Annotated in this window: 26 protein-coding genes; 21 read left to right on the top strand and 5 right to left on the bottom strand. The window is 55.5% G+C overall.

Annotated features, from left to right (window positions below; translation table 11 throughout):
* Window positions 1-30: 30 nt before the first annotated feature.
* From I6N98_RS09270 to trxB, 3 genes are read right to left on the bottom strand one after another with little or no spacing between them, the layout of a single operon-like run.
* Window positions 31-738, bottom strand: a complete 708-nt coding sequence (locus I6N98_RS09270; protein ID WP_198571473.1) for an arginyltransferase — start codon at window positions 736-738, stop codon at window positions 31-33.
* A gap of 3 nt (window positions 739-741) precedes the next feature.
* Window positions 742-1,506 (bottom strand): leucyl/phenylalanyl-tRNA--protein transferase, encoded by a 765-nt coding sequence (aat, locus tag I6N98_RS09265; RefSeq protein WP_232787522.1) that lies wholly within the window; start codon window positions 1,504-1,506, stop codon window positions 742-744.
* A complete protein-coding gene (gene trxB, locus I6N98_RS09260) occupies window positions 1,475-2,425 on the bottom strand; it encodes a thioredoxin-disulfide reductase (protein WP_198571472.1) in 951 nt (316 codons plus the stop codon). The genes aat and trxB overlap by 32 nt, the downstream gene beginning before the upstream one ends.
* A 294-nt stretch (window positions 2,426-2,719) precedes the next feature.
* Here trxB and I6N98_RS09255 point away from each other — a divergent pair, with 294 nt between their 5' ends.
* The 7 genes from I6N98_RS09255 (at window position 2,720) to gorA (ending at window position 11,554) form a co-directional block, all read left to right on the top strand.
* Window positions 2,720-4,996, top strand: coding sequence for a DNA translocase FtsK (locus I6N98_RS09255; protein ID WP_198571601.1), 2,277 nt, complete (start codon window positions 2,720-2,722; stop codon window positions 4,994-4,996).
* Window positions 4,997-5,006: 10 nt separating this feature from the next.
* Window positions 5,007-5,624 carry an outer membrane lipoprotein periplasmic chaperone LolA gene (gene lolA, locus I6N98_RS09250; protein WP_198571471.1) on the top strand — a complete coding sequence of 206 codons (618 nt, stop codon included), beginning with the start codon at window positions 5,007-5,009 and terminating at the stop codon, window positions 5,622-5,624.
* Entirely contained in the window at window positions 5,606-6,916 is a 1,311-nt protein-coding gene (locus I6N98_RS09245; RefSeq protein ID WP_198571470.1) for a replication-associated recombination protein A, read from the top strand. The genes lolA and I6N98_RS09245 overlap by 19 nt, the downstream gene beginning before the upstream one ends.
* Before the next feature lie 135 nt (window positions 6,917-7,051).
* Entirely contained in the window at window positions 7,052-7,423 is a 372-nt protein-coding gene (crcB, locus tag I6N98_RS09240) for a fluoride efflux transporter CrcB (protein ID WP_198571469.1), read from the top strand.
* Window positions 7,424-7,450: 27 nt separating this feature from the next.
* A complete protein-coding gene (gene serS, locus I6N98_RS09235; protein WP_198571468.1) occupies window positions 7,451-8,758 on the top strand; it encodes a serine--tRNA ligase in 1,308 nt (435 codons plus the stop codon).
* Window positions 8,759-8,762: 4 nt separating this feature from the next.
* A complete protein-coding gene (gene cysG / locus I6N98_RS09230) occupies window positions 8,763-10,169 on the top strand; it encodes a siroheme synthase CysG (protein WP_198571467.1) in 1,407 nt (468 codons plus the stop codon).
* A gap of 32 nt (window positions 10,170-10,201) precedes the next feature.
* The gene (gene gorA / locus I6N98_RS09225; protein WP_198571466.1) at window positions 10,202-11,554 is read left to right on the top strand and encodes a glutathione-disulfide reductase; all 1,353 of its coding nucleotides are present in this window, start codon (window positions 10,202-10,204) and stop codon (window positions 11,552-11,554) included.
* Between the two features lie 53 nt (window positions 11,555-11,607).
* On the opposite strand, the gene I6N98_RS09220 is transcribed toward gorA, so the two are convergent.
* Entirely contained in the window at window positions 11,608-13,782 is a 2,175-nt protein-coding gene (locus I6N98_RS09220; RefSeq protein ID WP_198571465.1) for a carboxy terminal-processing peptidase, read from the bottom strand.
* Between the two features lie 227 nt (window positions 13,783-14,009).
* Between I6N98_RS09220 and I6N98_RS09215 the strand changes: the two genes are divergently transcribed.
* From I6N98_RS09215 to I6N98_RS09150, 14 genes are all read left to right on the top strand, one after another.
* The gene (locus tag I6N98_RS09215; protein WP_198571464.1) at window positions 14,010-14,381 is read left to right on the top strand and encodes a nuclear transport factor 2 family protein; all 372 of its coding nucleotides are present in this window, start codon (window positions 14,010-14,012) and stop codon (window positions 14,379-14,381) included.
* Window positions 14,382-14,433: 52 nt separating this feature from the next.
* Window positions 14,434-15,246: an ion transporter gene (locus tag I6N98_RS09210; RefSeq protein WP_198571463.1), complete on the top strand. Its 813-nt coding sequence runs from the start codon at window positions 14,434-14,436 to the stop codon at window positions 15,244-15,246.
* A 142-nt stretch (window positions 15,247-15,388) separates the two neighbouring features.
* Window positions 15,389-16,714: an alginate export family protein gene (locus I6N98_RS09205; protein ID WP_198571462.1), complete on the top strand. Its 1,326-nt coding sequence runs from the start codon at window positions 15,389-15,391 to the stop codon at window positions 16,712-16,714.
* Between the two features lie 305 nt (window positions 16,715-17,019).
* The gene (locus I6N98_RS09200) at window positions 17,020-17,445 is read left to right on the top strand and encodes a CBS domain-containing protein (RefSeq protein WP_232787521.1); all 426 of its coding nucleotides are present in this window, start codon (window positions 17,020-17,022) and stop codon (window positions 17,443-17,445) included.
* 269 nt (window positions 17,446-17,714) lie between these two features.
* Window positions 17,715-18,296 (top strand): exopolysaccharide biosynthesis protein, encoded by a 582-nt coding sequence (locus I6N98_RS09195; RefSeq protein WP_198571461.1) that lies wholly within the window; start codon window positions 17,715-17,717, stop codon window positions 18,294-18,296.
* Window positions 18,297-18,422: 126 nt separating this feature from the next.
* Complete coding sequence (locus I6N98_RS09190) at window positions 18,423-18,758, top strand: EF-hand domain-containing protein (RefSeq protein ID WP_198571460.1); 336 nt, start codon at window positions 18,423-18,425, stop codon at window positions 18,756-18,758.
* Window positions 18,759-19,071: 313 nt separating this feature from the next.
* Window positions 19,072-19,488, top strand: coding sequence for a (R)-mandelonitrile lyase (locus I6N98_RS09185; protein WP_198571459.1), 417 nt, complete (start codon window positions 19,072-19,074; stop codon window positions 19,486-19,488).
* A gap of 59 nt (window positions 19,489-19,547) precedes the next feature.
* Window positions 19,548-19,961, top strand: a complete 414-nt coding sequence (locus tag I6N98_RS09180; protein ID WP_198571458.1) for a cyclophilin-like fold protein — start codon at window positions 19,548-19,550, stop codon at window positions 19,959-19,961.
* Window positions 19,958-20,830, top strand: a complete 873-nt coding sequence (locus I6N98_RS09175; RefSeq protein ID WP_198571457.1) for an aldo/keto reductase — start codon at window positions 19,958-19,960, stop codon at window positions 20,828-20,830. The genes I6N98_RS09180 and I6N98_RS09175 overlap by 4 nt, the downstream gene beginning before the upstream one ends.
* A gap of 267 nt (window positions 20,831-21,097) precedes the next feature.
* On the top strand, window positions 21,098-21,703 hold the full coding sequence (locus I6N98_RS09170; protein ID WP_232787520.1) for a 5' nucleotidase, NT5C type: 606 nt from the start codon (window positions 21,098-21,100) through the stop codon (window positions 21,701-21,703).
* A 206-nt stretch (window positions 21,704-21,909) separates the two neighbouring features.
* A complete protein-coding gene (gene tnpA / locus I6N98_RS09165; protein WP_198569507.1) occupies window positions 21,910-22,209 on the top strand; it encodes an IS66 family insertion sequence element accessory protein TnpA in 300 nt (99 codons plus the stop codon).
* Window positions 22,209-22,565 (top strand): IS66 family insertion sequence element accessory protein TnpB, encoded by a 357-nt coding sequence (gene tnpB / locus I6N98_RS09160; RefSeq protein ID WP_232787526.1) that lies wholly within the window; start codon window positions 22,209-22,211, stop codon window positions 22,563-22,565. The genes tnpA and tnpB overlap by 1 nt, the downstream gene beginning before the upstream one ends.
* Window positions 22,566-22,590: 25 nt before the next feature.
* Window positions 22,591-24,141 (top strand): IS66 family transposase, encoded by a 1,551-nt coding sequence (tnpC, locus tag I6N98_RS09155; protein ID WP_198569505.1) that lies wholly within the window; start codon window positions 22,591-22,593, stop codon window positions 24,139-24,141.
* A complete protein-coding gene (locus tag I6N98_RS09150) occupies window positions 24,138-24,461 on the top strand; it encodes a hypothetical protein (protein ID WP_232787388.1) in 324 nt (107 codons plus the stop codon). Before tnpC ends, I6N98_RS09150 begins: the two co-directional genes overlap by 4 nt.
* 414 nt (window positions 24,462-24,875) lie before the next feature.
* Here the strand turns inward: I6N98_RS09150 and I6N98_RS09145 are convergent, their stop codons facing one another.
* Complete coding sequence (locus I6N98_RS09145) at window positions 24,876-25,892, bottom strand: NADP-dependent oxidoreductase (protein ID WP_198571456.1); 1,017 nt, start codon at window positions 25,890-25,892, stop codon at window positions 24,876-24,878.
* Window positions 25,893-25,916 lie beyond the last annotated feature (24 nt).

Below are 25,916 nucleotides of genomic sequence, written 5' to 3'. Positions count from 1 at the left end.
AATTTAGCGCGATCGGCGCTCGCAGCGGCGTTAGTTGATGCGAACCCAGCGTTTTTCCGCCAGCAGCTCTATCGGCCGATAATCCGTTTTGTAGCGCATTTTGTCGCAGTTTTTTATCCAGTAACCCAGATACAAATAGGGCAACAGCCGTTCTGCCGCGGCGTGTATTTGCCAGAGAATGGCAAATTTACCCAGACTGCGGCGGGTGAGGTCCGGGTCAAAAAACGTATAGATGGCGGACAGGCCGTCATCCAGCGCATCCATCACCGCCACTGCCACCAACGAGCCATCCTCGTCGTAGAAGTGGGCATACTCGGTGCAGGGCATGGAATCCACCAAAAAACTGTCGAACTGCTCTCGGGACGCCGGATACATGTCGCCATCCTGGTGGCGCGTATTGATATAGCGTTCGTAAAGGGGATAGGCCGCCTCATCCATCTCCGGCTTGCAAACCACCCGTAAATCACAGTTGCGGTTAATCACTTTGCGCTGGTTGCGGGAGGGGGCGAACAGCTCCACCGGGATACGGCTGGCGACGCACTGCTTACAGTCTTCACAGTAGGGCTTGTACAGGTGGGGACCGCTGCGCCGGAATCCACGCTGAGAAAGGTGGGTGTAGAGGCGAGGATTGATTTCCAATTCGGGATCAATAAACAGGGTTTTCGCATCCCGGTCGTCAAAGTAACTGCAGGGGTGAGGGGAAGTTGCGTAGAGTTTGATGCGTTGATCGTTAGCCACCGATTACTCCGGCTCGCTCATCGGATAGGGAGCAATATCCTGCCAGGCCTCCCGGGGTGTATCGGCCACCACGGCGTGACGCTGCAAAATGCCCTGAAACTCATCTCGCTCCATATCCTGAGCTCCCATACTGTACAGGTAGTCGTTGCCCACCTGGCAGTCTATTAAAACAAATCCCCGAGCCTGCAGCAGCTGGCACAAATGTACCAGTGCGATCTTCGACCCGTCCCGGCGCCGGCTAAACATCGACTCACCAAAAAATACCCGGCCTATGGCCAAGCCGTAGAGCCCACCTGCCAGTTCATCACCGTACCAAACTTCGATGGAGTGAGCCCAGCCCAGTTCAAACATACGTTGATAGGCGCGGCGCATATCCCGGGTAATCCAGGTGCCTGGCCGCTTGGGGCTGAGTTCTGCGCAGGCCGATACCACGTCGTCAAAGGCGCGGTCAGCCGTAACGGCATACCCGCCACGCTTAAGGGTTTTACGCAGGCTGCGATTGATGTAGACGCCGTCGGGAAGTAGCACCGCACGGGGGCTGGGAGACCACCACAATATCGGTTGCGGTGATTCGTACCAGGGGAAGATACCGTGTTGATAGGCCTCAAGCAGACGGGCGGGGCTTAGGTCACCGCCCACTGCCAACAGGCCGTTGGGGTCTTCCAGAGCCTGGCTGACATCCGGGAAATGCAGACTCTCCGGGTCAAGCCAGGGGATGGTGGACATCGAGGCGGGCTTATTCCAGGCCGTCGAGGAATTTCTCGGCATCCAAGGCAGCCATACAGCCAAAGCCGGCCGAGGTTACTGCCTGACGGTAAATGTGGTCAGCCACATCCCCGGCGGCGAACACACCGGGGACAGAGGTCTGTGTTGCACCACCTTCGGTGCCACTGTGAATCTTGATATAGCCGTTGGCCATATCCAGCTGACCGGCAAAAATGTCGGTGTTGGGCTTGTGGCCAATGGCAATGAAGACCCCGGCCAGATCGATATCCTGGGTGCTGTCGTCCTTGGTGCTGGCAATCCGCATCCCGGTTACGCCGCTGTCATCACCCAGAATTTCCTGCAGAGTATGATTCCACATCAGGGTGATGTTGCCGTTTTCGGCCCGCTCAAACAGCTTGTCCTGGAGTATTTTCTCAGAGCGTAGCTGGTCCCGGCGGTGCACCAGAACAACTTCGGAAGCGATATTGGACAAGTACAGCGCCTCTTCCACAGCGGTGTTGCCGCCGCCAATGACCGCCACTTTCTTGCCCCGGTAGAAAAAACCGTCACAGGTGGCACAGGCCGAGACCCCTTTACCCATAAAGGCTTCTTCTGAGGGCAGTCCCAGGTACTGGGCTGAGGCGCCGGTGGCAATTATCATCGCGTCACAGGTGTAGGTGTTGTTGCCTTTGAGAGTGAAAGGGCGCTGACTCAGGTCGACGGATTCAATGTGGTCAAAGACTACCTGGGTGTCAAAACGCTCGGCATGGGCCTGCATACGCATCATCAGCTCGGGACCCTGAACGCCGTCCTGATCACCGGGCCAGTTGTCGACATCGGTGGTCGTGGTCAGCTGACCACCTTGCTCCATGCCGGTGATCACAACCGGGTTGAGGTTGGCGCGCGCGGCGTAAACCGCTGCGGTGTAGCCCGCCGGGCCGGATCCGACGATGATTAAGCGGTGGTGTTGGCTGTCGCTCATGAGAGGCAATAATTCCGTGCTGGGGGATTGAACAATGTGACTAACTTTCAATCCGAAGTGGGTGAAAATTGACAGATATCATAGGGGAAATGCCCGGCAACGGCAAAAGCGCTCGCTGGGACATTCCGCCTCGGTAGATGATAATATTGGGCCACTTTAACGGGCTTCAAGCGCGCAGTGGAAGAGATTTCCGCAAAACCGCAATGCCATCACGCATCTGTACAGTTAACCAGTTAAAAAGGATAGCGATTCTTGGCTCGCCAACCCGAAGCAACACCCAATAACCACGGCGGTATGCTGCACCTTCGGCTCAGAGAGGGGCTATTGATTGTCGTGGTGGCGGTCTGTGTATTCATCTTTGTCACCTTGTTGACCTACAGCAGCAGCGATCCCGGCTGGTCCCGCACTGGCGATGGCAATGGCGTCGCCAACGCCGGCGGTCCGGTAGGTGCGTGGATGGCAGATATCTTTTACGCGCTGTTTGGCTATATGGCTTACCTGTTTCCGGCCATGCTGGCATTTCGGGCCTGGCGGCTATTTCAGGCCCGCAGCGAGCCGGTGGGCTTTGACTCGCTGTTGTTTGCACTGCGGGTGGTGGGCTTTCTGCTGGTGATGATTGCCAGTACGGCACTAGTGGCCAATGAACAAAGCAGCAGTGGCAGTCTACCTTTCGGTGCGGGCGGTGTACTGGGCGACGCCGTGGGCACCGCGGTACTGGATGCCTTTAACCACTTTGGCAGCCGGCTGATTCTACTGGCCATCCTGTTGTTCGGCATGACGGTATTCACCGACCTGTCCTGGATCAAACTCATCGACACTACCGGTGCTTTGACCTTACAACTGGTGGAGCGCCTGCAGGAGTGGTACCTGCAGCTTCAGCGCCGCCGGGAAGAGCGCCGGGACGCCCGCATCGCTCACAAGCAGCGCAAAGACTCGGTCGCCAAGAAAACTGAAATCCAGAAAACCCGCACCGCCCCGGAAATCGCGCCCCAGCCTAAGCCGGCGCCGCGCTCAAAGCGCGCGGAGAAGGAGCGCCAGCAGCCGCTGTTTGATGGCCCGGTGACCGGCAGCTTGCCGCCGCTGACACTGCTCGACCCGGCAGACCACCACAATAAGCGGGGCTACTCCCAGGAAACCCTTACTGCCATGTCTCGGCTGCTGGAGATCAAGCTGCTGGACTTTGGCGTCTCCGCCAAGGTGGTGGCGGTGTTCCCCGGCCCGGTAATCACCCGCTTTGAGCTGGAGCCCGACGCCGGCGTTAAAGTCAGCAAGATCAGCAACCTAGTCAAAGATTTGGCTCGCTCTCTGGCGGTAATCAGCGTGCGGGTCGTGGAAGTCATCCCCGGCAAACCCTATGTGGGCATAGAAATCCCCAATGAAGACCGGGAAATCGTCAACTTCCGGGAGGTGCTCTCCTCAGAGGCCTTTGAGGGCTCCAAGTCCACACTCACCCTGGCGCTGGGGCACGACATCGCCGGCGAACCAGTTTGTGCCGACCTGGCAAAAATGCCCCACCTGCTGGTGGCAGGGACCACCGGTTCGGGTAAGTCGGTGGGGGTTAACGCCATGCTGATCAGCCTGCTGTACAAGTGCACACCAGACGACGTGCGGCTGCTGCTGGTGGACCCCAAAATGCTGGAACTGTCGGTGTACGACGGCATTCCTCACCTGCTGACGCCGGTGATTACCGATATGAAGGACGCCGCCAACGGTCTGCGCTGGTGTGTCGGCGAGATGGAGCGGCGCTACAAGCTCATGTCGGCGATGGGGGTGCGCAACGTTGCCGGCTTTAACCGCAAGGTTCGGGAAGCCATCAACAACGGCAACCCCATTAAAGACCCGCTGTGGAAGCCGGACGAGCACTACCAGGCCGGTGAAGAAGAGGCGGAGGCCCCCGATCTCGAGGTGCTGCCGTCGATTGTGGTGGTAGTAGACGAATTCGCCGACATGATGATGATCGTCGGCAAAAAGGTCGAGGAGCTGATCGCGCGGATCGCGCAAAAAGCCCGGGCGGCGGGGATTCACCTGCTTCTCGCTACCCAGCGCCCCTCGGTGGACGTCATCACCGGCCTGATCAAAGCCAACGTTCCGACCCGCATCGCTTTTCAGGTTTCGTCCAAAATCGACTCTCGTACCATTCTCGATCAGGGCGGCGCAGAACAACTGCTGGGCCACGGTGACATGCTCTACTTACCGCCGGGCAGTGGGCTGCCGGTGCGGGTCCACGGTGCCTTTGTGTCGGACGACGAAGTGCACAGAGTGGTGGCAGATTGGAAGCGTCGGGGAGAACCACAGTATATCGATGGTCTATTAGAGGAGGGCAGCAGCGACGCCATGCCGGGGATGGCCCCGGAGGGCGATGACGACGGCGAAGCCGATGCCCTTTACGACGAGGCAGTGCGTTACGTCACCGAAAGCCGGCGGGCTTCTATCTCGTCGGTGCAGCGCAAATTGCGCATTGGTTACAACCGTGCTGCCCGTTTAATAGAAACCATGGAAGCCGCCGGTGTCGTCTCGGAAATGGCCAGCAATGGCAGCCGAGAAGTACTGGCACCGCCTCCCGCGGAATGAGTAGGGGTTTATGACCACGATGTATCGCATGATAGCCGCAACCCTGTTGAGTTTGCTGGCTCTGACGTCGGCCCACGCCGACAGCGCTGCCGAACAGCTGCACACGCAGCTGGCCGACCTAAATAGCCTGGAGGCCCAATTTCAGCAGCAAGTGAAGGACAGTGACGGCGAACTGGTTCAGGAAAGCACCGGCACCCTGGCATTGCAGCGACCCAATCGCCTGCGCTGGGAAAGCCAGAGCCCTTATCACTATTTGCTGGTCTCCGATGGCAAGACGCTGTGGCGCTACGACGCCGACCTGGAGCAACTTAACGAAGAGCCCTTTGACTCCCAGCTGGCACAGGCGCCAGCCATGATTCTCAGCGCCAGCCGGGAGCAACTGGATGCCCAGTTCAATATCGAGCTGCAGCAGCGAGGCAGCACCCGTGACTATATTCTCCAGCCCCAGGACGAGCAGATGTATCGGCAGTTGGTATTGCGCTTCGAAGGCGGCAAGCTCACAGCCATGGAGCTGATAGACAACCTGGAGCAATACACCCATATCGAGTTTATTGAGCCCCAGTACAACCCGTCGCTAAAGGACGCTTTATTTTATTTTGACAAGTCCCAATGGCCGGGGACCTCTTAGGCGAGCCCCCCACCAGTGCGCCACTGGCCGCCCGCATGCGGCCAACGCGACTGGAGGAGGTAAGAGGGCAGCAACATTTACTGGGGGAGGGCAAGGCCCTGCGGCTGGCCCTGGACGCCGGCCAAATCCATTCTATGATCTTCTGGGGTCCGCCGGGCGTGGGCAAAACCACCTTGGCGCGCCTGATTGCCCAGCACTGCGATGCCCAATTTTTGACGATTTCTGCCGTGCTGGCAGGTGTCAAAGAGATTCGTACTGCCATAGAGCAGGCCCGCCAGGTGCAACAATACGGTCGCCAAACCGTGTTGTTTATCGACGAGGTGCACCGCTTCAACAAGGCCCAGCAGGATGCCTTTCTGCCCTATGTTGAGGACGGCACCGTGGTCTTTGTTGGCGCCACCACGGAAAACCCCTCCTTTGAAATCAACAACGCCTTGCTGTCCCGGGCTCGGGTCTACCAGCTTCACGCCCTGAGTGACGAGCAGCTCCAAGACATCCTTGGGCACGCCCTCTGCCATGAGGGTTGGCATAGCGACGAAGGCTGCCTGGACACCCTGGCTGCCCAGGCCGACGGTGACGCCAGACGGGCGCTCAACTTGCTGGAAGCCGCCATAGGGCTGGAAACCGGCGACGGCAAACAGCTTACAGCCACCGCAGTGGAGCGGGCGGTCAGCGATCAACCCAGGCGCTTTGACAAGGGCGGCGACCTCTTTTACGAGCAGATTTCCGCCTTGCATAAAGCCGTAAGGGGGAGCTCCCCCGACGGCGCCCTTTATTGGTTTGCCAGGATGCTGGATGGCGGCTGTGATCCTCTATACATCGCCCGCCGCCTGCTGCGAATGGCCAGCGAGGACATCGGCAATGCCGACCCGCGGGCACTGCGCATCTGCATTGATGCCTGGGATGTACAGACCCGGTTGGGCAGCCCCGAGGGTGAGCTCGCGATGGCCCAGGCGATCTGCTACCTCGCTGCCGCCCCAAAGAGCAATGCGGTTTACAACGCCTACAACGCCGTGCGCCGGGAGGTGTCCCAGGGTGGCAGCGAAGATGTGCCCATGCACTTGCGCAATGCCCCCACCGGCATGATGAAAGAGCAAGGCTTTGGCGACGGCTATCGCTATGCCCATGATGAGCCCGATGCGTATGCGGCCGGAGAGAGTTATCTGCCAGAATCCCTGGCGGATCGGGTCTTCTACCAACCGGTTGAACGGGGCCTGGAAATTAAAATTGCCGAGAAATTGCGACAACTTAGGCAGCGGGACGCAGACAGTCCCTATAAACGCTATCGTTAGCCCTCAGCGGACAGAACCCGGCAAAAAAGGGCGAAAACACCTCTTGCAGGCTGGATGGGGCGAATAGGATTAGTGTGAACAGGCCCTAAGTTGCTAAAATCACCCGCTTTCCAAAAGCGATCACCGGGGCATAACGTGCAACCTTTGTTTCTTATAGCACTTGGCGGCGCAGGCGGGGCAGTGGCCCGCTACGGCATGGCGCGGCTGGTGCAGACACTGATAGGGCCTCAACATTGGCCAGTGGGGACCTTTGCGGTCAATCTGATTGGCTCCTTTCTGATCGGTGCGATATACGTGGTGATCACCGAGAAGACGTCGTGGCATCCCGATTGGCGCTACGTGCTGATTGTCGGCTTTCTCGGTGCGTTTACCACCTTTTCCACCTTTTCGCTGGAAACCGTCGCGCTGCTGGAGAGCGGAAAATTGATCACCGCCGCCAGTTATATGCTGATTACAGTGGTCACCTGCGTCTTGGGATGCTGGCTTGGAATTCAATCAATTCGTTAAAATTTAGGCAGTTGGAGTATATTTTAGATGTTAGACATTAAGCTTGTGCGACAGCAAGTTGAGGAGGTCGCCAAGGCACTGGCGAAGAAGGGCTACACCTTCGACATCGCCCAGTTCCAGGCGCTGGACGCCCGCCGCAAGCAGGCTGATATGGATAGCCAGCAGTTGCTGGCCGAGCGCAAACAGGCATCCAAGCAAATTGGCGAGCTGGTCAAAAGCGGTGTCAGCGTCGATGACGCCAAGGCTCAGGTTAACGAGACCCTGGCCAAAATCGAGGAACAGCTAAAGCAACTGACCCAGGAAGCCAAAGACGCCAACGACGCTTTGGACACCCTGTTACTGGCGGTGCCCAATATGCCGCTTGCCGATGTGCCCGCCGGTGACAGCGAAGACGACAACATCGAAGTCAGCCGCTGGGGTCAACCCCGCCAGTTTGATTTTGAGATTAAAGACCATGTCGACCTGGGCGAAGCGCTGGGTGGCCTGGACTTTGAAGTGGCCAGCAAAATCACCGGCAGCCGCTTTGCCGTTATGCATGGCCCCCTGGCGCGACTGCACCGGGCGCTAATCCAGCTAATGCTGAACACCCACACCGGCGTTCACGGTTACCAGGAAGTGTACGTGCCCTATATCGTCAATGCCGACTCACTCCAGGGCACCGGCCAGCTCCCTAAGTTTGAGGAAGACCTGTTCAAACTGCAGGGCGACAGTGGCTATTACCTGATTCCCACCGCCGAGGTGCCGGTTACCAATCTGATGCGGGACCGCATTGTCGACGCCAGTGAGTTTGGCGATGGCCTGCGTTTTACCTGTCACACTCCCTGCTTCCGCAGCGAAGCCGGCAGCTACGGCCGGGATACCCGCGGCATGATCCGCCAGCACCAGTTTGAAAAGGTGGAGCTGGTGCAGTTTGTACGCCCAGAGGATTCAGATGCGGCCCTGGAGTCGCTTACCGGTCACGCTGAAGCGATCCTCAAGATGCTGGAGCTGCCGTACCGCAAAGTGATTCTCTGCGGCGGCGACTTGGGCTTCTCAGCACAAAAAACCTACGACCTGGAAGTGTGGTTGCCAGCTCAGAACACCTACCGGGAAATTTCCTCCTGCAGTAACTTTGGCGACTATCAGGCCCGCCGCATGATGGCCCGTTGGCGCAATCCGGAAACCGGCAAGCCGGAATTGCTGCACACCCTCAATGGCTCAGGCCTGGCCGTGGGGCGGACCCTGGTGGCAATTTTGGAAAACTACCAGCAGGCAGATGGCAGCGTGACCGTGCCCGAGGTGTTGCGGCCCTATATGGGTGGAATCACCGAGATTGCTGCCAGCCAGTTAGGATAGGACTATGGAATTTTTGCCCCTGTTTACCGACCTCAAGGACAAATGCTGTCTGGTGGTCGGTGGCGGCGCCGTGGCACTGCGCAAAGCCAACTTACTGCAAAAAGCCGGGGCCAGACTGCGGGTAGTCGCCCCGGAGATCGACGCCGAGTTGGAACAACTGGCTGCCGATAACAGCGGCCAATGCCATCACCGCGCCTACACGCAGGATGATCTTGACGGTGTTTTCCTGGCCATTGCTGCCACTGACGATGAAGCGCTGAATGCACAGGTGTCCGGGGACTGTCACGCCGCTAATATCCCCGTCAATGTGGTGGATAACCCCGCGCTGTGCAGTTTTATTCTGCCCGCCATTATCGACCGTTCGCCCCTGGTGGTCGCTGTTAGTAGCGGGGGAAGAAGCCCTGTGCTGGCCCGTATCGTGCGCGCCAAACTGGAGAGCAGTATTCCGGCAGCCTACGGACGCCTGGCCAAATTGGTGGGGGAGTGTCGGGACGCCGTCAAGGCCCGCTTTAGCGATATCGAGGATCGCCGTTTGTTCTGGGAGAAAGCCCTGGACGGCCCTGTGGCGGAGATGGTGTACGCCGGCAAAGAGGACGCCGCCAAAGAGATGCTGCAGGAACAGATCGCCAGCGCCGACGCCCCCAGTGGCGGCGAGGTCTATCTGATAGGCGCGGGGCCCGGCGACCCGGACCTGATGACTTTTAAAGCCATGCGCCTGTTACAGCGGGCAGACGTGGTGCTCTACGACCGCCTGGTCGCCCCGGCGATTGTCGAGCTGTGCCGCAAAGACGCACAGCGGGTGTTTGTCGGCAAAGCCCGCTCTAATCACGCGGTTCCTCAAGAGGACATTAACCAGCTGTTGGTGGACTTTGCCAAACAGGGCCGCAAAGTGGCCCGTCTGAAAGGCGGTGACCCCTTTATCTTTGGTCGCGGTGGCGAAGAAATTGCCCAGCTGGCCAGTGAGCGCATTCCCTTCCAGGTGGTGCCAGGGGTTACTGCGGCCGCCGGCTGTGCAAGTTACGCCGGTATCCCCCTGACTCACCGGGACTATGCTCAGTCGGTGCGTTTTGTTACCGGCCATTTGAAGGACAATAGCATCGACTTGCCCTGGAGCGAATTAGTCCACACCACCCAGACTGTAGTGTTTTACATGGGCCTGGTGGGGCTGCCGGTGATCTGCCGGGAGCTAGTGGCCCACGGCCGGCACCCCGACACCCCCATTGCGCTCATCCAGCAGGGCACTACCCGGGACCAGAAAGTGGTGGTGGCCACACTGGCCACCATGGTGGAGGAAATCGCGCGCAACCCGGTCAAAGCGCCGACACTGATCATCGTTGGTGAAGTCGTGGAGCTGCGCCGGCAACTGGCGTGGTATGAGAACCAAGGGGAACTGGTCAAACCTGTCGTCTAGCCCCGATCAACAAGCTAACTTGAGAGTCTGCAATGAGTGATTTTGATTACGACCTGTTGGTGATTGGTGCGGGGTCCGGTGGCGTCAGAGCCGCGCGGATGTCGGCCGGTTTTGGCGCCCGGGTCGCGGTGGCCGAGTCCCGTTATCTGGGTGGTACCTGTGTAAATGTGGGTTGTGTGCCCAAAAAACTGTTCAGCTATGCCGCTCACTACGGGGAAGAGTTTAACGACGCCCGGGGTTTTGGCTGGGACGCAGAGCTTAAACCCTTGGACTGGCCGCGACTGCGGGACAATAAGACCCGGGAAATCGAACGCCTTAACGGCATCTACGGTCGCCTACTGGATAACGCCGGTGTCACTCTCATAAATGGACACGCCAAAATCGTCGCCGCCAATACTGTGGAAGTTGACGGTCAACAGTATCGTGCTGAGCGGATTCTTATCGCGGTGGGCGGTTGGCCCTTTATTCCCGATATTCCGGGCAAAGAGCATGCTATTTCCTCTAATGAGATCTTTTACCTGGAGTCTCTGCCTAAACGGGCCGTCATTGTCGGTGGCGGCTATATTGCCACCGAATTTTCCGGCATCCTCCACGGCCTGGGTGTCCAGGTTGAGCAGGTCTACCGTCGGGATTTGTTCTTGCGGGGGTTTGACGGCGAACTGCGCCGGCAACTGGCCGAGGAAATGACCCAGCGGGGCATTGTGCTGCGCTTTAATGACAACGTGAGCAAAATCGAGAAGCAGGGCGACAGTTACACCCTGGCTATGGACAGTGGTGATACCGTGGAAACCGATCTGGTGATGTATGCCACCGGTCGGCGTCCGCTACTGGAAGGCCTGGGTCTTGAGCACACCCAGGTAGAGCTCAATGAGCAGGGTTTTATCGCCGTCGATGACACCCTGCAAACCACCGATCCGTCCATTTACGCCCTAGGCGACGTAATCGGCGGCATGGAATTGACGCCGGTCGCGCTGGCCGAGGGAATGAACCTGGCACGGCGTTTATACAACAACCAGGCTGAAGCATTGGACTACAGCTTTATACCCACAGCCATATTCTCTCAACCCAACCTGGCGACGGTGGGTTACAGCGAGGAAGACGCCCGGGAAAAGTATGGCGACATTGCGGTGTTTACCTCAAAGTTCACCCACCTGAAACATACCCTCAGTGGCAACCCCACCAAGACATTACTCAAACTGATCGTCGATAAGGCCACTGACCGGGTGGTGGGTGCCCATATGCTGGGAGATGAGGCTGGCGAGATCATTCAGGGGCTCGCGGTGGCCATTAAAGCCGGAGCCAAAAAAGCCGACTTCGATCAGACCATTGGTATACATCCCACGGTGGCAGAGGAGTTTGTCACCATGCGGGAGGCGGTTAGGTAAGCAAGAAGGAAAGCCCCACCTTTCAGCGAGGTGGGGATAGGTATGAACAGGCCCTAGGGCTGTGCAGCCAGCCGCTCGCTCTGGAAGAAGGGGATCGCATCGACCAGGATGTGGGCCGCTTCTTTCAGCATTGGGTCTGGCTGGTCCTCGTCATCTTCATCCGTTTCGCCAGGCACAGTGTCTGCCACTGAATCTGGCGTCAGGGGCAGCTCGTCGGCGACGTCAGTGCTGTCGCTGCTGTCTTTCTTAGCTTCTGCCTTGTCATCCTCGTCCAGGGAGGCCAGCGGCTCTTCCCCTTTGGCAACCCGGCGGCGATTTTCCATCGCTAACTGCAGTGCTTTTTGCTCTTCCCGCTCTTTGCGGCGCATTTCCAGATTGAGGGAGAGGGTACGGCGGTCCCGCAATTTTTCGATGGCGGCCAGCTGTTCTTCGAGAAAGCGGAAATCCGGATCTTCAGCGATGCGCTGGTCGTGGCGCTTGCGCAGATGGGCCATCCCATCGTCCAGGTCGTAGTAGTAACTGTGGGGCGCCTGGGGAATCCGGTCCCAGCTCATGGCATTGTCCAACACCCCTTCGCCAATCTCGTCTTTGTCGTAAATAGGTGGAAACTCGATATCGGGAATGACCCCGCGATTTTGGGTGCTATCACCGGAAACCCGATAAAACTTGGACTCTGTCAGCTTAAGTTGCCCGTAGCGCAGCGGATTAACCGACTGCACCGTACCCTTACCAAATGACTGGGTACCCAGTACCAGACCGCGCTGGTAGTCCTGAATCGCACCGGCAAAAATTTCTGAGGCGGAGGCGCTCATGCGGTTGATCATCACCGCCAGCGGACCGGTGTAGTAGGGGGAGCTGCGTCGTTTACCCTCTAAGCCTACACGGGAATTGGCCTGACGAATCTGTACCGTGGGCCCGGACTTGATAAATAGCCCAACCAGGCCATTGGCTTCTACCAATGAGCCGCCGCCGTTGTCCCGGAGATCTATTACAATACCCTCGGCGCCTTCGGACAACAGTTCGCCGAGGATACGGTGCACGTCCCGGGTGGTACTGCGATAGTTGGCGTCGCCGGCGCGAAACGCCTCAAAATCCATGTAAAAGGTCGGAATATCTATGACGCCGATTTTGCGGGTCGCGCCTTGGGCATCGGTGATTTCAATAAGCTCACCCTGTGCACTTTGCTCCTCCAGCTTGACCTCGTTGCGTTCAATGACGATTTCCTGGCGCTCTTCATCACTGTGTGCCACCGCGGGAATCACTTCCAGACGCACAATGGAGCCGGCTGGGCCGCGAATCATATCCACCACATCGTCCAGGCGCAGGCCGATCACGTCAGTCATTTCACCGGACTCACCCTGTGCCACGCCAACAATGCGATCGGCAGGTTGCAGTTGACCCTGCTTATCTGCGGGTCCCGCCGGCACCAGGCGCACAACCTTGGTGTAGTCATCTTCCATCTGCAGCACCGCACCTATACCTTCCAGTTTGAGGCTCATATTGATCTGGAAATTCTCAGATGTGCGGGGAGAAAAATAATCAGTGTGAGGGTCGTAAAGTGACGCAAAGGCGTTGGCGTAGATCTGAAAAACGTCCTCGTCTTCAAGCTGCTCGATACGACGCAGCTGGTTGCTGTAGCGCTTTTGCAACAACTCGGCGATATCGGCGTTTTCTTTGCCCGTCAATTTAAGGCTCAGAACTCGATTTTTGAGTTGCTTGCGCCAGATTTCATCGGCTTCTTGCTGATTTTGCGGCCAGGGCAGCTCCCGGCGGTCAAGGACGATCTCTTCATCCTTGGTGAAGTCCATCTCTTCAATCAAGGTGGGCAGTTTTTCGATGGTGGTTTCCAGACGCTTCGCCAGCCGCTCCCGATAGCGGTTAAAAATCCGGTAGCCCGCCTCGAGCCTAGCTTTTTTCAGCTGGTCGTCGAGGGTGTCATCGTAAAGACGATGAAATTCGTCGATATCACTCTGAAGTAGCAGTTGTTTGTTGGGGTCGAGGTCCAGCAGGTAGGCATCGAGAAGCCGTTTGGATAACTTATCGTCGATATCCAACTTGACGTAATGACGGGCTTCTAATTGGCGCACCATATCTTTGATAGCGGTCTGGTGATGGCCGTCCGGGGCGAGGGGGGTAATCGCAGCAAAGCCCGCCACCGACCACGACAGCGTCAACATTGTCAGCAGTACCGCAGACGAGGAAGTTACCGCCCGGCCCAGTCTGGTCATGGCGAATTTAACTGTTATCAGCTTATTTATTGACATAGAAAACCGCATACTTCAGAACTCTCCACCGCCGATAGTACCTCATTTACGGCATGGTGCCGACGTGCCGACCAGATTAGGCTGCAAATCGACGTGTATTTGACCAGATTCGCACCAAAGGCCGTGGTATGGAACTTGGCTGTCACCGCTTGGTGCGCGTTCTGATAACCCCTTATTGATGGAGTAAAACAGTGAGCAAAAACCCCAAACTCATTGCCGTCGAGAACTATATCAAGGCTCTTTGCACTCACGATCTCGACGCTATCCGCGACCTGTACGCTGACACCGCCAGCATTGAGGACCCGGTAGGCAGCGAGCCTATTTCCGGGATGGATGCGATTATTGGATTCTACAAAACCGCATTTAGTTCCGGCATTTCGGCCCGCTTGGACGGTGAGGTGAGGCTGACGGAGCACTGCGCGGCGTTCCCCTTTGTGGTTGAACTGAACCCGGGCAATGGCGAGATGCAACTGGATGTCATAGATGTGTTCACCTTCAACGAGGACAACCTTATCGTCGACATGAAAGCCTACTGGGGGGCGGAAAACACCCGCACACCTTGATTTTTCTGCTGGGGCCCCAACATTGCCCTAAACCCAGCCTTGAGGCCCCAGCATGCACTCCGCATCCATTTCCGGATTTCACCACAAATTGCAGCGACTCAGTGCCAATCGCGGCTTTGAGTGGTTTGTTATCGCCGTCATCATTCTGTCTGCGGTGGTCGTGGGGGCCAAGACCTTTGATGTGTCGCCCACTGTATCGCGGCTGTTGTCTGCCCTCGATATTGCCGTCACGCTGTTTTTTTTGGTGGAGATCAGCATTCGCTTCTTGGCCGAGCCCCGCAAGAGGGATTTTTTCCGCAGTGGCTGGAATATCTTCGAGTCGCTAATCGTGCTGGTCAGCATTGTGCCGATTCCCGATGCAGATGCCGCCATGGTGGGGCGCCTAATTCGCGTATTTCGGGTGTTGCGGATGGTCTCCATCGTTCCCGAGCTGCGCATGCTGATCAACTCCCTGCTGCGGGCACTGCCCAGGCTCGGTTATCTGATGCTGTTGATGTTTATCGTGTTTTATATCTTCGCCGCCGCCGGCTCTACACTGTTTGCCGATATCAACCCGACACTGTGGGAGGATATCGGGGTCAGTATGCTGACGCTTTTCCGGGTGATGACCTTTGAGGATTGGACCGACGTCATGTACGAAACCATGGCGGTCTATGGTTGGAGCTGGGCTTACTACGTGCTGTTTATCTGCCTGAGCGCCTTTGCCTTTTTAAATATGGTCATCGGCGTCATTGTCGGCGTGATAGACGAGGAGGGCGCTTCACAGTGGGAGTCAGACCACCCCGATGCCACCCTGAGCGCCCTGGCCATCAACCTAAAGCGTATCGAGCAGAAAGTGGACGCCCTTACCCCCGAGAAAGATTAGGAGAGGATAGATAATCGGGCCGAGGACCCAAATGAAAAAAGTGTTTGCTCAAAATACTTTTGTTACACTTGCGTTACATTATTGTTACATCCTTATCTTGTACTGTAGATAACAATCCTGACGCATTGTTTTTAAAATTTTTATGAATCTCTCTCGCTTGCCACTTGTGGCGCTGATCGCAGTATTGTGCACTGTAGCTCCCTGGACAAACGCCGTCACTACTGAGCTGTCCGGCCGGTTTAGGATAAAGGCTGAAGGGGTCACCGATGTGGTGGCTGCCGGTCGGCAGGGCTCTGATCAATTGGGCCTGACGCGGCTGTTGTTAAAAGGCAGCATAAATGAGGGTAATTGGGGCGCGACCGCTGAACTCCTGGATGCCCGCAGCTGGCTGGACGACGCTTCTACACCAATTGGCAACAGTGACGTCAACACACTGGAGCCCCTGCAGGCTTACATCTCTTGGCGGAGCAAAGGTGACGCCGGCGAAATGCGCCAAATCAGCGCGGGCAGAATGACCGCCGATTTTATGAGTCGCCGACTTTTGAGCCGCAGCAACGACAGCAATGCACCCCACAGTTTTGTCGGTGTTTACAGCCAGCTGAATCACACTGACCGCTCATTCGACGCTTTCTTTCTCTATCCTATGCGTCGGCGGCCCTCCGACCGCAACGCCATCGACAACAACGAGCGCAGCCTGGACCGCCGTTTGGAACACACCCACCTATGGGGACTGGGTTTGGAGCAGGCCCTGGAAGCATCCACGCTGCGCGGGTATGTTTTGGGGCTAAATGAAGATGACGAGCACCGCAATGCCACTCGGCAGCGCGAGCTAGTCAACCTCGGTGTACAGTGGTTGCGCAAGCCGGAAACCGGGCAACTGGACCACGACATCGACATCGTTTACCAGCACGGTAAATCCAAACTCAGCAGCTCTGATCCCACGCGGCTCGACCACAGGGCCTGGATGGCAACACTTCACAGCGGCTACCAATACGCGGACCGAGGGTTTAATCGGGTGTTTTTTAACCTCGATTACGCCAGCGGAGACCAAAGCCCCTCCGACGGTGAGAACAACCGTTTTGACCGCCTGTACGGCTCCACCAGCTCAGATTTTGGCCCGCCGGCGCGGGTCTATGGTGCCTTCACTCGTGAAAACATTATCACCCCCTGGCTGGGACTCAGCTTCCGCTATCCTCGGGTTAATGGTTTCATCGCCTACCGTGAGATTTTCCTGGCTGATGACAGCGATCGTTTGCGGGGCGCCAAACTACAGGACAGCACGGGAAGTTCCGGCCGCCACGCCGGTAGCCAGCTGGAGGCTCGTCTGCGAGCCAGTCCCACCGATAGCATAAAGCTGCAGTTTGGCGCCGCGTATTTAATTCGCCAGCGCTTTATGGAAGACGCACCGGGCGCCCAGGGATACGACAATTCCTTTGCCGGTTACGGACAGATCGAGTTTTTCTTCTAGCAACCCACACCGTCACTTACAACACGCTCCTCACATAAGACAATACCGCGTTGATCCTCCTTTCAACGCGGTAGAGACCAATTTGCTAAAGATTCCCCGTCAGAGAGTCAGCAAGAACTGAGCGAGTCGCTTTAAGCCTTTTCTCTTCGATACCGGAAAAGCACAGCAAAGGCCGCTTTTCAGTGGTGTTCTCTGTTATTTAAATCCAAGAAATACAGCGATGAACTCAATCGAAGTCGCCCTGTCCGTACTAGTACGTGGCATAAATTCCTTTGGTATTTTTCTGGTGATGACGAAGGAGACAAATGATGCAAGTACATCAAGCAATGACTGAAAATGCAGAATATCTTTTAGCAGAAGCGAACCTGGAAGATGCGGCAAAGAAAATGCGCGATCTAAATACCGGCTTTATGCCAATTGCTGATGAAAATCAGCAAAAGCTACAAGGTATTATCACGGATCGCGACATTGCGGTTCGCGCCGTCGCCGAAGGCATGGATCCACACGCTACCAAGGCGAAGGATATTGAAACCCACGGGGTTTTGTACTGCTACCAAAATGACAGCTTGGAAGAGGCGGCAGAAAGCATGCAAAAACAGCATACTTATAGACTGCTCGTACTTAATAACCCCAACGAGAAGCGACTGGCCGGGGTTATCAGCCTTGGCGACATCGCGCGCCACAATAAAGTTGAGCTGAGCGGCGAAGCCGCAAAGATTATTAGCTCTTAACTTTTTGTCGCCTTCAGTTGCTATGGCTTGCTGGGCATGGCACCAGAGTGGCGCTGTCCGCTACACGGCAAGTGCGCGTATTGGTCCGCAACTCCGGTGCCGGCCGGCAGCTCACTGAGTAGTGAGTATTGATCTGGTAGCGTCTATCTCATTTGCGAAACCAGCGGTGGCAATCGAGGTTTGCCGCTTGGGGCCCTCAATGCCTGGCATTAGCACTTGTAGCAACTGGCTCGACAGCAAACGGCATTTTTGGAGCTGGATACCGATCAATGGAAGCTGAACCCAAAAATTTGAGGGAACTACTGGTCCGGCTCCAGACCTCGATCAATAGGGAAGAGCGCGTGTCGGTTGGTTTGTTAGTCGATACGGTAGGACGCCGTACCTTTGGTCCACTGCTAGTGGTGGTAGGGCTGACTATTTTATCTCCCTTGGGTGCCATACCGGGAGCACCAACTACTTTGTCAGCATTGATAATTTTGGTTGCGCTGCAATTATTACTGGGGCGCCGGTATTTTTATTTTCCTAAGTGGTTAATGCGGCGCTCGTTTAATCAACAAGCCGTGGCCAAAGCTTTGCGATGTTTGAAAAATCCGGCTAGTTATATCGACAGGTTAGTAAAGCCACGATTAACACCTCTGACCGATCGCACAGGTTCGGTAGTTATCGCCATCATTTGCCTAGTAATGTCCCTATCGACACCATTAATGGAACTGGTGCCGTTCTCCGCCGGCGCAGCAGGGCTGGTATTGACTATGTTTGGCCTTTCATTGCTGTTTCGCGACGGTTTGTTAGCGCTGATTGCCGTACTGCTCTACTGCTCGGTTGGTGCTGCTCTATGGCTTGGCTTGTAATCCGTAGTGAGCAAAATACCGCCAGCCAGCAATACACGCTTGGTCAACCGCTTTCCAAGGTTGTCTTTTTGGATTGCAGATCCATGGTCCAGCGGTGACCGATGGGCATAATGGAAGGAGGCATATATGCGAACTATTACAGGTATAGGCACTACTTTGGGCACTACATTGATATTGAGCGCAGCCGCTATAGCCGCGCCATTAGGCAGTGATATCGGCCGGGACCCGGACGGTCGTTACGCCCCCAATGAACGTCTTGATCCAGAGCAGCGAGCTGAAAACGCCGCATTTATCTCAATGGATAGAAATGGCGACAAAGTCCTGAGCAAGCTAGAAGTAAAACAAGCACACCGGGTTCAAAAGAAATTTGAACAGTTGGATGTAGACAACGACGGCCAGATTACGCGCAATGAGTTTGAGGCCACTTGGGGTTCTCTCCAAAGTGACAAGGAAGGCAATTGAGGCGCCCAGTGGACTGAGCAGTCTCATCAGTCGGCAGACTTAAGAGTTCTAGGGTAAGGCAATGAAGTGAAAAACTATTTTCAGGCATCAGCTGAACCCGACGGCTTCTCCCACCAATGACTCTCCTCCATAGAATCAGGCAAGAAAATCAGGGGATCGCTCTAACGATTTTTGATTTTCTCCGGGAAAATACACACCATCAGACGTGAACTAGTACTACCGAATTAGTCGGCTCGCCATAAATGCCCGCTAAGCGACAGGTGTAACCTGGCAGTAGTGACTTGTCGACACCGACCGAGGAGGGGAGCAGCGTATGATTTTGAAACGCAACGGTACACAAGCCGCTATATCTGGAGCAGCGGACTACTTTACCGGTCATGTCCGTATCGATCCTATCCATATGGAGGTTAAGGCGCCATCTCGGATCACCTCTGCAGTGGTCACTTTCGAGCCCGGCGCCCGCACCAATTGGCACAGCCATCCTCTGGGACAATTGCTTATCGTCACCGCCGGCAAAGGCTGGACCCAGTGCGATGGAGAGCAGCGAGTTGAGGTCAACGCCGGCGATACCATCTGGTGCCCACCCGGCCACAAACACTGGCACGGCGCTACAGCCAATACGGGAATGAGCCACATTGCTGTGCAAGAAATGCTCGACGGCAAGAATGTCGACTGGTTCGAGCCAGTCACCGATGAACAGTACAACGGCTCGCCACAGTGTATTCCCTGAACGTGCGCCCATCGCTTGTTCCGCCACGGGCGACATTGAGGGTCATTCTGGCGCTAACGATGAGCTTTTATCACGGCCTGAACAGAGCTGACACGGAAACAGCAATGACAACAATCCGCATCTCCTTGCCCGATTCGGCGCTCACCGCCACGCTGAATAACAGCGTCCCAGCACGGGATTTTTTGGCCCTCCTGCCGCTCACGCTGACACTAACGGATTTTAACGGTACCGAGAAAGTCAGCGATCTTCCTGAGCCCCTATCGACTCAGGGTGCCCCGGAAGGCTTCAAGCCGGAGGAAGGCGACCTGACTTACTACGCCCCCTGGGGCAACTTGGCGATTTTTTACCGCGATTTTGCTTACTCCGAGGGCCTAGTGAAATTGGGGCGGATAAAGGAGGGCGTTGAGACACTCAAAGGAAGCGTCCCGGTTTCGGTCACCATCGAGCAAATAACTCAGGAGAATGAATCATGATTTTAGACGAGAGCTATACACTCCCCAACAACCTATCTATTCCCAAACTGGGGCTTGGCACCTGGTTTATCCCCGAAGAAAGCGCGGCAGAAGCTGTACGAGAGGCCGTTTCACTCGGCTACCGCCATATTGACACCGCACAGGCCTACGGCAACGAAGCCGGTGTAGGAGAGGGAATCCGCAGCTGCGGCATTGAGCGCAAAGAGGTATTCGTGACGACCAAGCTCGACGCCGGCATTAAATCCTATGAGGAGGCTGTGACCTCAATCAACCAATCCCTGGAAAAAATGGGGCTGGACTATATCGACCTGATGATCATCCACAGCCCCCAGCCGTGGACAGAATTCGGTGAAAAGGATCGTTACTACAGTGGAAATCAACAGGCCTGGCGGGCGCTGGAAGACGCCTACAAGGCCGGAAAGTTGAAAGCGATTGGGGTATCCAATTTTCAGGAGCAGGATATTGATACGCTGGTAGAAAACTGCACAGTGAAACCAATGGTGAACCAGATTCTCGCCCATATCGGCAACACACCCCATGCTCTGATTAAGCACAACCAGAGCCAGGGGATTGTGGTAGAAGCGTATTCTCCAATAGGCCACGGCCAACTGCTGAAAAATGCTGAGGTTGCCGCGGTAGCAGAAAAGTACGGCGTTTCAATCCCACAGCTTGGCATCCGTTACACCTTGCAGCTGGGATTACTGCCGATACCGAAAACGGCAAACCCGAGTCATATGAAAAGCAATGCCGATGTCGATTTCGTGATCTCCGATGAAGACATGGAACACCTAAAAAACATCGAACCCATCACCGATTACGGGGACGCCAACGTCTTTCCGGTCTATAGCGGTGGAAAGCTGGAAATCTAAGCATACCGATCTTGGTCATAAGACCAACACTACGGGAGACGAAAAGGGGGCACCCTTGGGAGCCTCCCTGGTTGATCGCTGCATGCCCCTTTATCTTATTTAACATAATATATATTATGCGAACATATGGATTTACCGAGACATGCCATTAAAGGTCTTAAAAGGGTGTTTCGACATATACGGTTCCGATCTTCCATAGAATTATGTAACTCATTGAAATTATGGTACTTTGTCTAGGCATACTTATTCATATCCCGAGGAAAAAACGTGTCTTATAGAAATGAAACCGTCATTTACGTGGATATGGATCACGTTCTGTGTGACTACGAGGAAGCATGGGCTAAACAGCAAAATCTGTTTCCTGGCCTGGAGTTTCCGCAAAGCCAACCTGGCATGTATATAGGAATGAATCCGCTGCCCGGCGCGATCGAGACCTACCGGTGGCTAGATGACCACCCTGAAACGGATGTTTATATTCTGACGGCGCCGTCAGTCCATAACTCTCATTGTTATTCCGAAAAGCGCGACTGGGTCGAAAAGTACCTGGGTTTATCCGTGGTGGAAAACCTCATCATCACACCGCACAAAAATCTCAACAAAGGCCATTACCTGATTGACGATATGGCGTCAGGCAAAGGCCAAGAGAGTTTTGAGGGTTCGTTAATTCTCTTTGGTAGCAATGAGTTTCCAGATTGGGCATCCGTTCGCGCTTTCTTTGAAAAATCTCTCGATCCAAACGGCTCGCTCGCTAAAACCGGTCCATGGGATGCCTTTTTTAATTCGGAATCCGGCGTTACCGACGATTTCGGGCTAAATCAGGAAGATCGTGACTGGTTGAACATGAAGCCTGAGGGCAAGGAAGATCTGGACTGATATATAAAGAAGGCTCTATTGAGCCCATTTTTCCTTTGAAACCTCACTCCTATGCTAATAATCCGTTAAAATATCATTATTACGGATTATTATTGGAGCCCTCTTCGAGGTAAATCATGCCCAAATCGTAAGCGCTCAATAAACCCCATCTAAATTTTCTGCCGCGACTTGGCTACGCTCCGGATTTTCCTGACCTGGAGCATCCTATGAGCACTGAACCTACCTCATCCAAAGAGCAATTCTGGCAAGCGCACTTCATCGCCTGGGAAGCCAGCGGCCTGTCTCAGATCGAGTATTGCAAACAGCATGACCTCAAGCCGTCGAACTTCGCCTACTGGCGCACACGGGCTAATAAAAAGCGCCGGAAGTTCATGCCACTGTCGCCCCCGGTGACAAGCGATCGCTTGGTGCTCGGTTTACCCCATGGCATACGCCTCGAGTTGCCCGCTCACGCACTGGCCGAATTGCTGCCAACCGTGCTCCGGGCGTTGCGGGAGTCAGCGTGATGCTTCGCCCGTCGCCGAGCGTTCAGGTCTATTTGTACCTGGAGCCCGTAGACATGCGCAAGTCCATTGATGGGCTGGCCCTGCTCGTTGAGAGTGAACTGGCGCTCTCCCCGATGTCAGAAGCGCTGTTCGTCTTCTGCAATCGGGGACGAGACAAGATCAAAATGCTGTACTGGGAGCGCAATGGCTTTGTGCTCTGGTACAAGCGCCTTGAGAAGCAGCGTTTCCGCTGGCCACGGGAATCAGCCTTCTTGTATGAGCAGCGCGATGGCCGCGATTTGAATTATCTGCTCGACGGCTTTGATATCTGGGCCCAGCGGCCCCATCAAACCCTGCATTTTGACTCGGTATCCTGAGCTCCCTCCAGTATAATAGGGCGCTATGACAGCGCCTTCTCCACAGTCCCTGCCTGACGATATCGATGCACTGAAGACTCTGCTTCTGAAGAAGGAGCAGCGCATCCACCTGCTTGAAGAACAGATTCGCTTGTTCAAGCAAAAGCGCTTTGGGTCGAGCAGTGAGAAGAGCGACCAGCAGGCTGAGTTATTTAACGAGGCCGAGTTGATCGACATGATGGAGTCGGCGTCGGAAGCCGAAGCGCTTGAGTCGGCAGCGCCAGCTCAGCGAGAAGCGGCTCCCCGTAAAGCCAAGCCCGGCCGCAAGCCGCTTCCGGCAGACCTGCCCCGCATTCGCATTGAACATGACCTGCCCGACGCCGACAAAGTCTGCACCTGTGGTTGTGTGCGTGACTGTATTGGCGAAGACACCAGCGAACAGCTGGACATCATTCCGGCCAAGGTTCAGGTACTGGTGAACGTTCGTAAAAAGTATGCCTGCAAACAGTGCGAAGGCAACGTCAGTACTGCACCACTGCCGCCGCAGCCGATTCCCAAGAGCAAGGCCAGCCCGGGCTTGCTGGCCCACATCGCTGTTGCCAAATACCAGGATGCACTGCCGCTGTACCGGCAGGAGGGTATTCTCGGGCGCAGCGATATCGATCTCCCCCGCCATACCTTAGCGCTGTGGATGGTCAAGGCGGGCCAGTTGGCACAGCCGCTGATCAATCTGTTGCAGGATCACTTGTTAAGCTATCCGGTACTGCGGTGCGATGAAACCACCGTGCAGGTGTTGAAGGAGCCGGGTAAGGAGGCTCAGAGCCACTCCTATATGTGGGTGCGGGTCGGCGGGCCGCCCACGCAAACCACTAAACTTTACCATTATGCTGACAGTCGCCGGGGAGAGGTGGCCCAGCAGCTGTTGATGGGCTACCAGGGCTATGTGCAGACCGATGACTATGCGGGGTACAACGGGGCCTGCGCCCAAGCGGGTATTACCCAGCTGGGCTGTTGGGCACATGCCCGCCGCAAGTTTGTGGAAGCGCAGAAGGCCGTCGGCAAGCAGAAGAAGGCAGGTAAGGTCGATATGGCGGTGAGCATGATCGCCAAGCTCTACGCGATCGAGAAGCGGGCAGAGACCCTGTCGCCGGAAGCGCGCTACACCCTGCGTCAGCAGGAGAGCGTTCCCCAGCTCCAAGCCATCCGCGTCTGGCTGGACAAAACCCTGCATACTACTCTGCCCAAAGGATTACTGGGCAAGGCTCTGAGCTATCTGGAGAAGAACTGGAGCAAACTGACCGTCTACACGCAGGACGGTCGGCTCGGCATAGACAATAATCCGGCAGAGAACGCGATCCGCCCCTTCGTGGTGGGGCGCAAGAACTGGCTGTTCAGCGCCTCGACCTCGGGCGCCACCGCCAGTGCGAACCTGTACAGTCTGATTGAAACGGCCAAGGCGAATGGCCTGGAACCCTTTGCTTACCTGAAGCGGGTGTTTACTGAATTGCCCCGAGCACAAGGCCTTGAAGACATCGAAGCGTTACTGCCATGGCAGATGCCTACAAAGGCTCCCGAGGTAGTGAAGGTGGCCTCATGAAACGGGTGATGAAAATCGACATCGATCATCTCGATGCCGACGAACTGATGGCGTTGAACCAGCGTATTGTTGAGCGCCTGAAGATGCTGGAATCGATGCACGCACACCAGTCGATGATGCAGTTCCACCCCGGCGCTCGGGTCAGCTTCAGCTCCCCGCAGGGCGACCGGGTCCTCGCGACCATTATGAAATTCAATCGCAAGACGGTAACCGTGGTGACGGACAGCGGGCAGCGCTGGAATGTCTCACCGCACCTGCTCTCGGCGGTCAAGGATGCCACGCCGTCGTCCGTGATCGATGGGCGATTAGAAAACGACTGAACGCAACGGTGGGGTTTGTTGAGCGCTTACGATAAGACAAACCAGAGGGCACTTCGTAGACTCTTGCCGGACATGGAGCCGCATCGATGTTATAGTAGTGCCCAATGTCATCAGATTAATACCGATACTGCCTGGATAGCGACAACAACGGCGACCATACTCTTAAACAAAAAAGCCTGCTTTCTTTCCCCAATAGGAGCTGCTGAGCCAAATTTATTGCACGTGACTTCAGAAGCAATTACACCGCAAGCAGCGCTGAACTGCATCCAGATAGTAGCATCAGCACGGTGGCAAATCGGATTTCAGGAATCGACATTGAGGGCCAAGCCCTGGCAGCACAGTTAACGGACGAATTCTAGGCCACACAGGAAGGACTGTGAAGGGCACTAATTGACCAAAGTACGTATTCAATTTCTATAGTTTAAGTAAAAGTTTCCCGTTGTTTTTCCCGGTATAGAGCAGTTTCAATGTCTGGGGGGCCCGATCAAACCCCTCTTCCATATGTTCTCTAAACACTATCTCGCCACTATTGATGTACGTACCTAAATAGGTCGCGGCTTCTTGTGCTCGATGCATGTAGCTGGAAATAAGAAAGCCCTGCATTTTCGCTTCCCGTATCAACAGCATCCAGATATTTTTTATCGGCACAGACGGATTAGTGCCGGTGTCATAGCCTGACAGAACACCACAGGACACTATTCTTGCATATTGAGCAAGGTTGGCTAATGCCGCGTCCAGAACCTGGCCACCGACATTATCAAAATAAATATCGATACCATCGGGAAACAGCTCCTTTAAGGTTTCAGTTAGATCCATGCAGGTTTTGTAGTTAATTGCTCGATCGTAACCACACTCCTGTTCAATCCATTGACATTTTTCATCGGATCCCGCCAGACCGACAACTCGGCAACCATTGATTTTTGCGATCTGACCAGCAATGGAACCCACGGCGCCTGCCGCACCGGAAATCAACACTGAATCACCCTTCTTGGGCTGACCGATATCCATCATTCCAAAATAGGCTGTATAACCAGTGGGCCCCAGCGCCCCAAGAAAATAACTGGGCGGTATGCCGGGCAGATCCGGCAACAGTTGGGAAAATCCCACACCATTTGAAACACTATAGTCTTCCCAGGCGTGCATCCCCATAACTTTCCGGCCAATGGGGAACTCAGAGTTTTTCGACTGCACCACTTCCGCCAGGGTGACGCTTCGCATGGGCTCACCGAGCTTCAATGGCTCTAGATAATTAGGCCCGTCATTCATCCAGGTACGCATAGACGCGTCGAAAGAAAAATATAGATTTTTAAACAGAACCTGTCCATCGTCGAGCTGCGGAAGCGCACTCTCAACTTTTTCGAAACAGCTCTCATCTACGGGTCCGGTTGGCCGTTTAACAAACAACCATTGCCGGTTAATTTCTGAACTCATCGCTTTCACCTTAATAAATTAGAG

The organism is Spongiibacter nanhainus, assembly GCF_016132545.1.
Lineage (GTDB): Bacteria > Pseudomonadota > Gammaproteobacteria > Pseudomonadales > Spongiibacteraceae > Spongiibacter > Spongiibacter nanhainus.
The sequence above is the reverse complement of the archived record's forward strand: the minus strand, read 5'-3'. Positions and strand labels throughout refer to the sequence as shown.

Coding starts and splice junctions, on each gene's coding strand:
- aat (WP_232787522.1), bottom strand. CDS start 1,506: ATGCCGAGAAATTCCTCGACGGCCTGGAATAAGCCCGCCTCGATGTCC.
- trxB (WP_198571472.1), bottom strand. CDS start 2,425: ATGAGCGACAGCCAACACCACCGCTTAATCATCGTCGGATCCGGCCCG.
- I6N98_RS09255 (WP_198571601.1), top strand. CDS start 2,720: ATGCTGCACCTTCGGCTCAGAGAGGGGCTATTGATTGTCGTGGTGGCG.
- lolA (WP_198571471.1), top strand. CDS start 5,007: ATGACCACGATGTATCGCATGATAGCCGCAACCCTGTTGAGTTTGCTG.
- I6N98_RS09245 (WP_198571470.1), top strand. CDS start 5,606: ATGGCCGGGGACCTCTTAGGCGAGCCCCCCACCAGTGCGCCACTGGCC.
- serS (WP_198571468.1), top strand. CDS start 7,451: ATGTTAGACATTAAGCTTGTGCGACAGCAAGTTGAGGAGGTCGCCAAG.
- cysG (WP_198571467.1), top strand. CDS start 8,763: ATGGAATTTTTGCCCCTGTTTACCGACCTCAAGGACAAATGCTGTCTG.
- gorA (WP_198571466.1), top strand. CDS start 10,202: ATGAGTGATTTTGATTACGACCTGTTGGTGATTGGTGCGGGGTCCGGT.
- I6N98_RS09220 (WP_198571465.1), bottom strand. CDS start 13,782: ATGACCAGACTGGGCCGGGCGGTAACTTCCTCGTCTGCGGTACTGCTG.
- I6N98_RS09210 (WP_198571463.1), top strand. CDS start 14,434: ATGCACTCCGCATCCATTTCCGGATTTCACCACAAATTGCAGCGACTC.
- I6N98_RS09205 (WP_198571462.1), top strand. CDS start 15,389: ATGAATCTCTCTCGCTTGCCACTTGTGGCGCTGATCGCAGTATTGTGC.
- I6N98_RS09200 (WP_232787521.1), top strand. CDS start 17,020: ATGATGCAAGTACATCAAGCAATGACTGAAAATGCAGAATATCTTTTA.
- I6N98_RS09195 (WP_198571461.1), top strand. CDS start 17,715: ATGGAAGCTGAACCCAAAAATTTGAGGGAACTACTGGTCCGGCTCCAG.
- I6N98_RS09190 (WP_198571460.1), top strand. CDS start 18,423: ATGCGAACTATTACAGGTATAGGCACTACTTTGGGCACTACATTGATA.
- I6N98_RS09185 (WP_198571459.1), top strand. CDS start 19,072: ATGATTTTGAAACGCAACGGTACACAAGCCGCTATATCTGGAGCAGCG.
- I6N98_RS09180 (WP_198571458.1), top strand. CDS start 19,548: ATGAGCTTTTATCACGGCCTGAACAGAGCTGACACGGAAACAGCAATG.
- I6N98_RS09175 (WP_198571457.1), top strand. CDS start 19,958: ATGATTTTAGACGAGAGCTATACACTCCCCAACAACCTATCTATTCCC.
- tnpA (WP_198569507.1), top strand. CDS start 21,910: ATGAGCACTGAACCTACCTCATCCAAAGAGCAATTCTGGCAAGCGCAC.
- tnpB (WP_232787526.1), top strand. CDS start 22,209: ATGCTTCGCCCGTCGCCGAGCGTTCAGGTCTATTTGTACCTGGAGCCC.
- tnpC (WP_198569505.1), top strand. CDS start 22,591: ATGACAGCGCCTTCTCCACAGTCCCTGCCTGACGATATCGATGCACTG.
- I6N98_RS09150 (WP_232787388.1), top strand. CDS start 24,138: ATGAAACGGGTGATGAAAATCGACATCGATCATCTCGATGCCGACGAA.
- I6N98_RS09145 (WP_198571456.1), bottom strand. CDS start 25,892: ATGAGTTCAGAAATTAACCGGCAATGGTTGTTTGTTAAACGGCCAACC.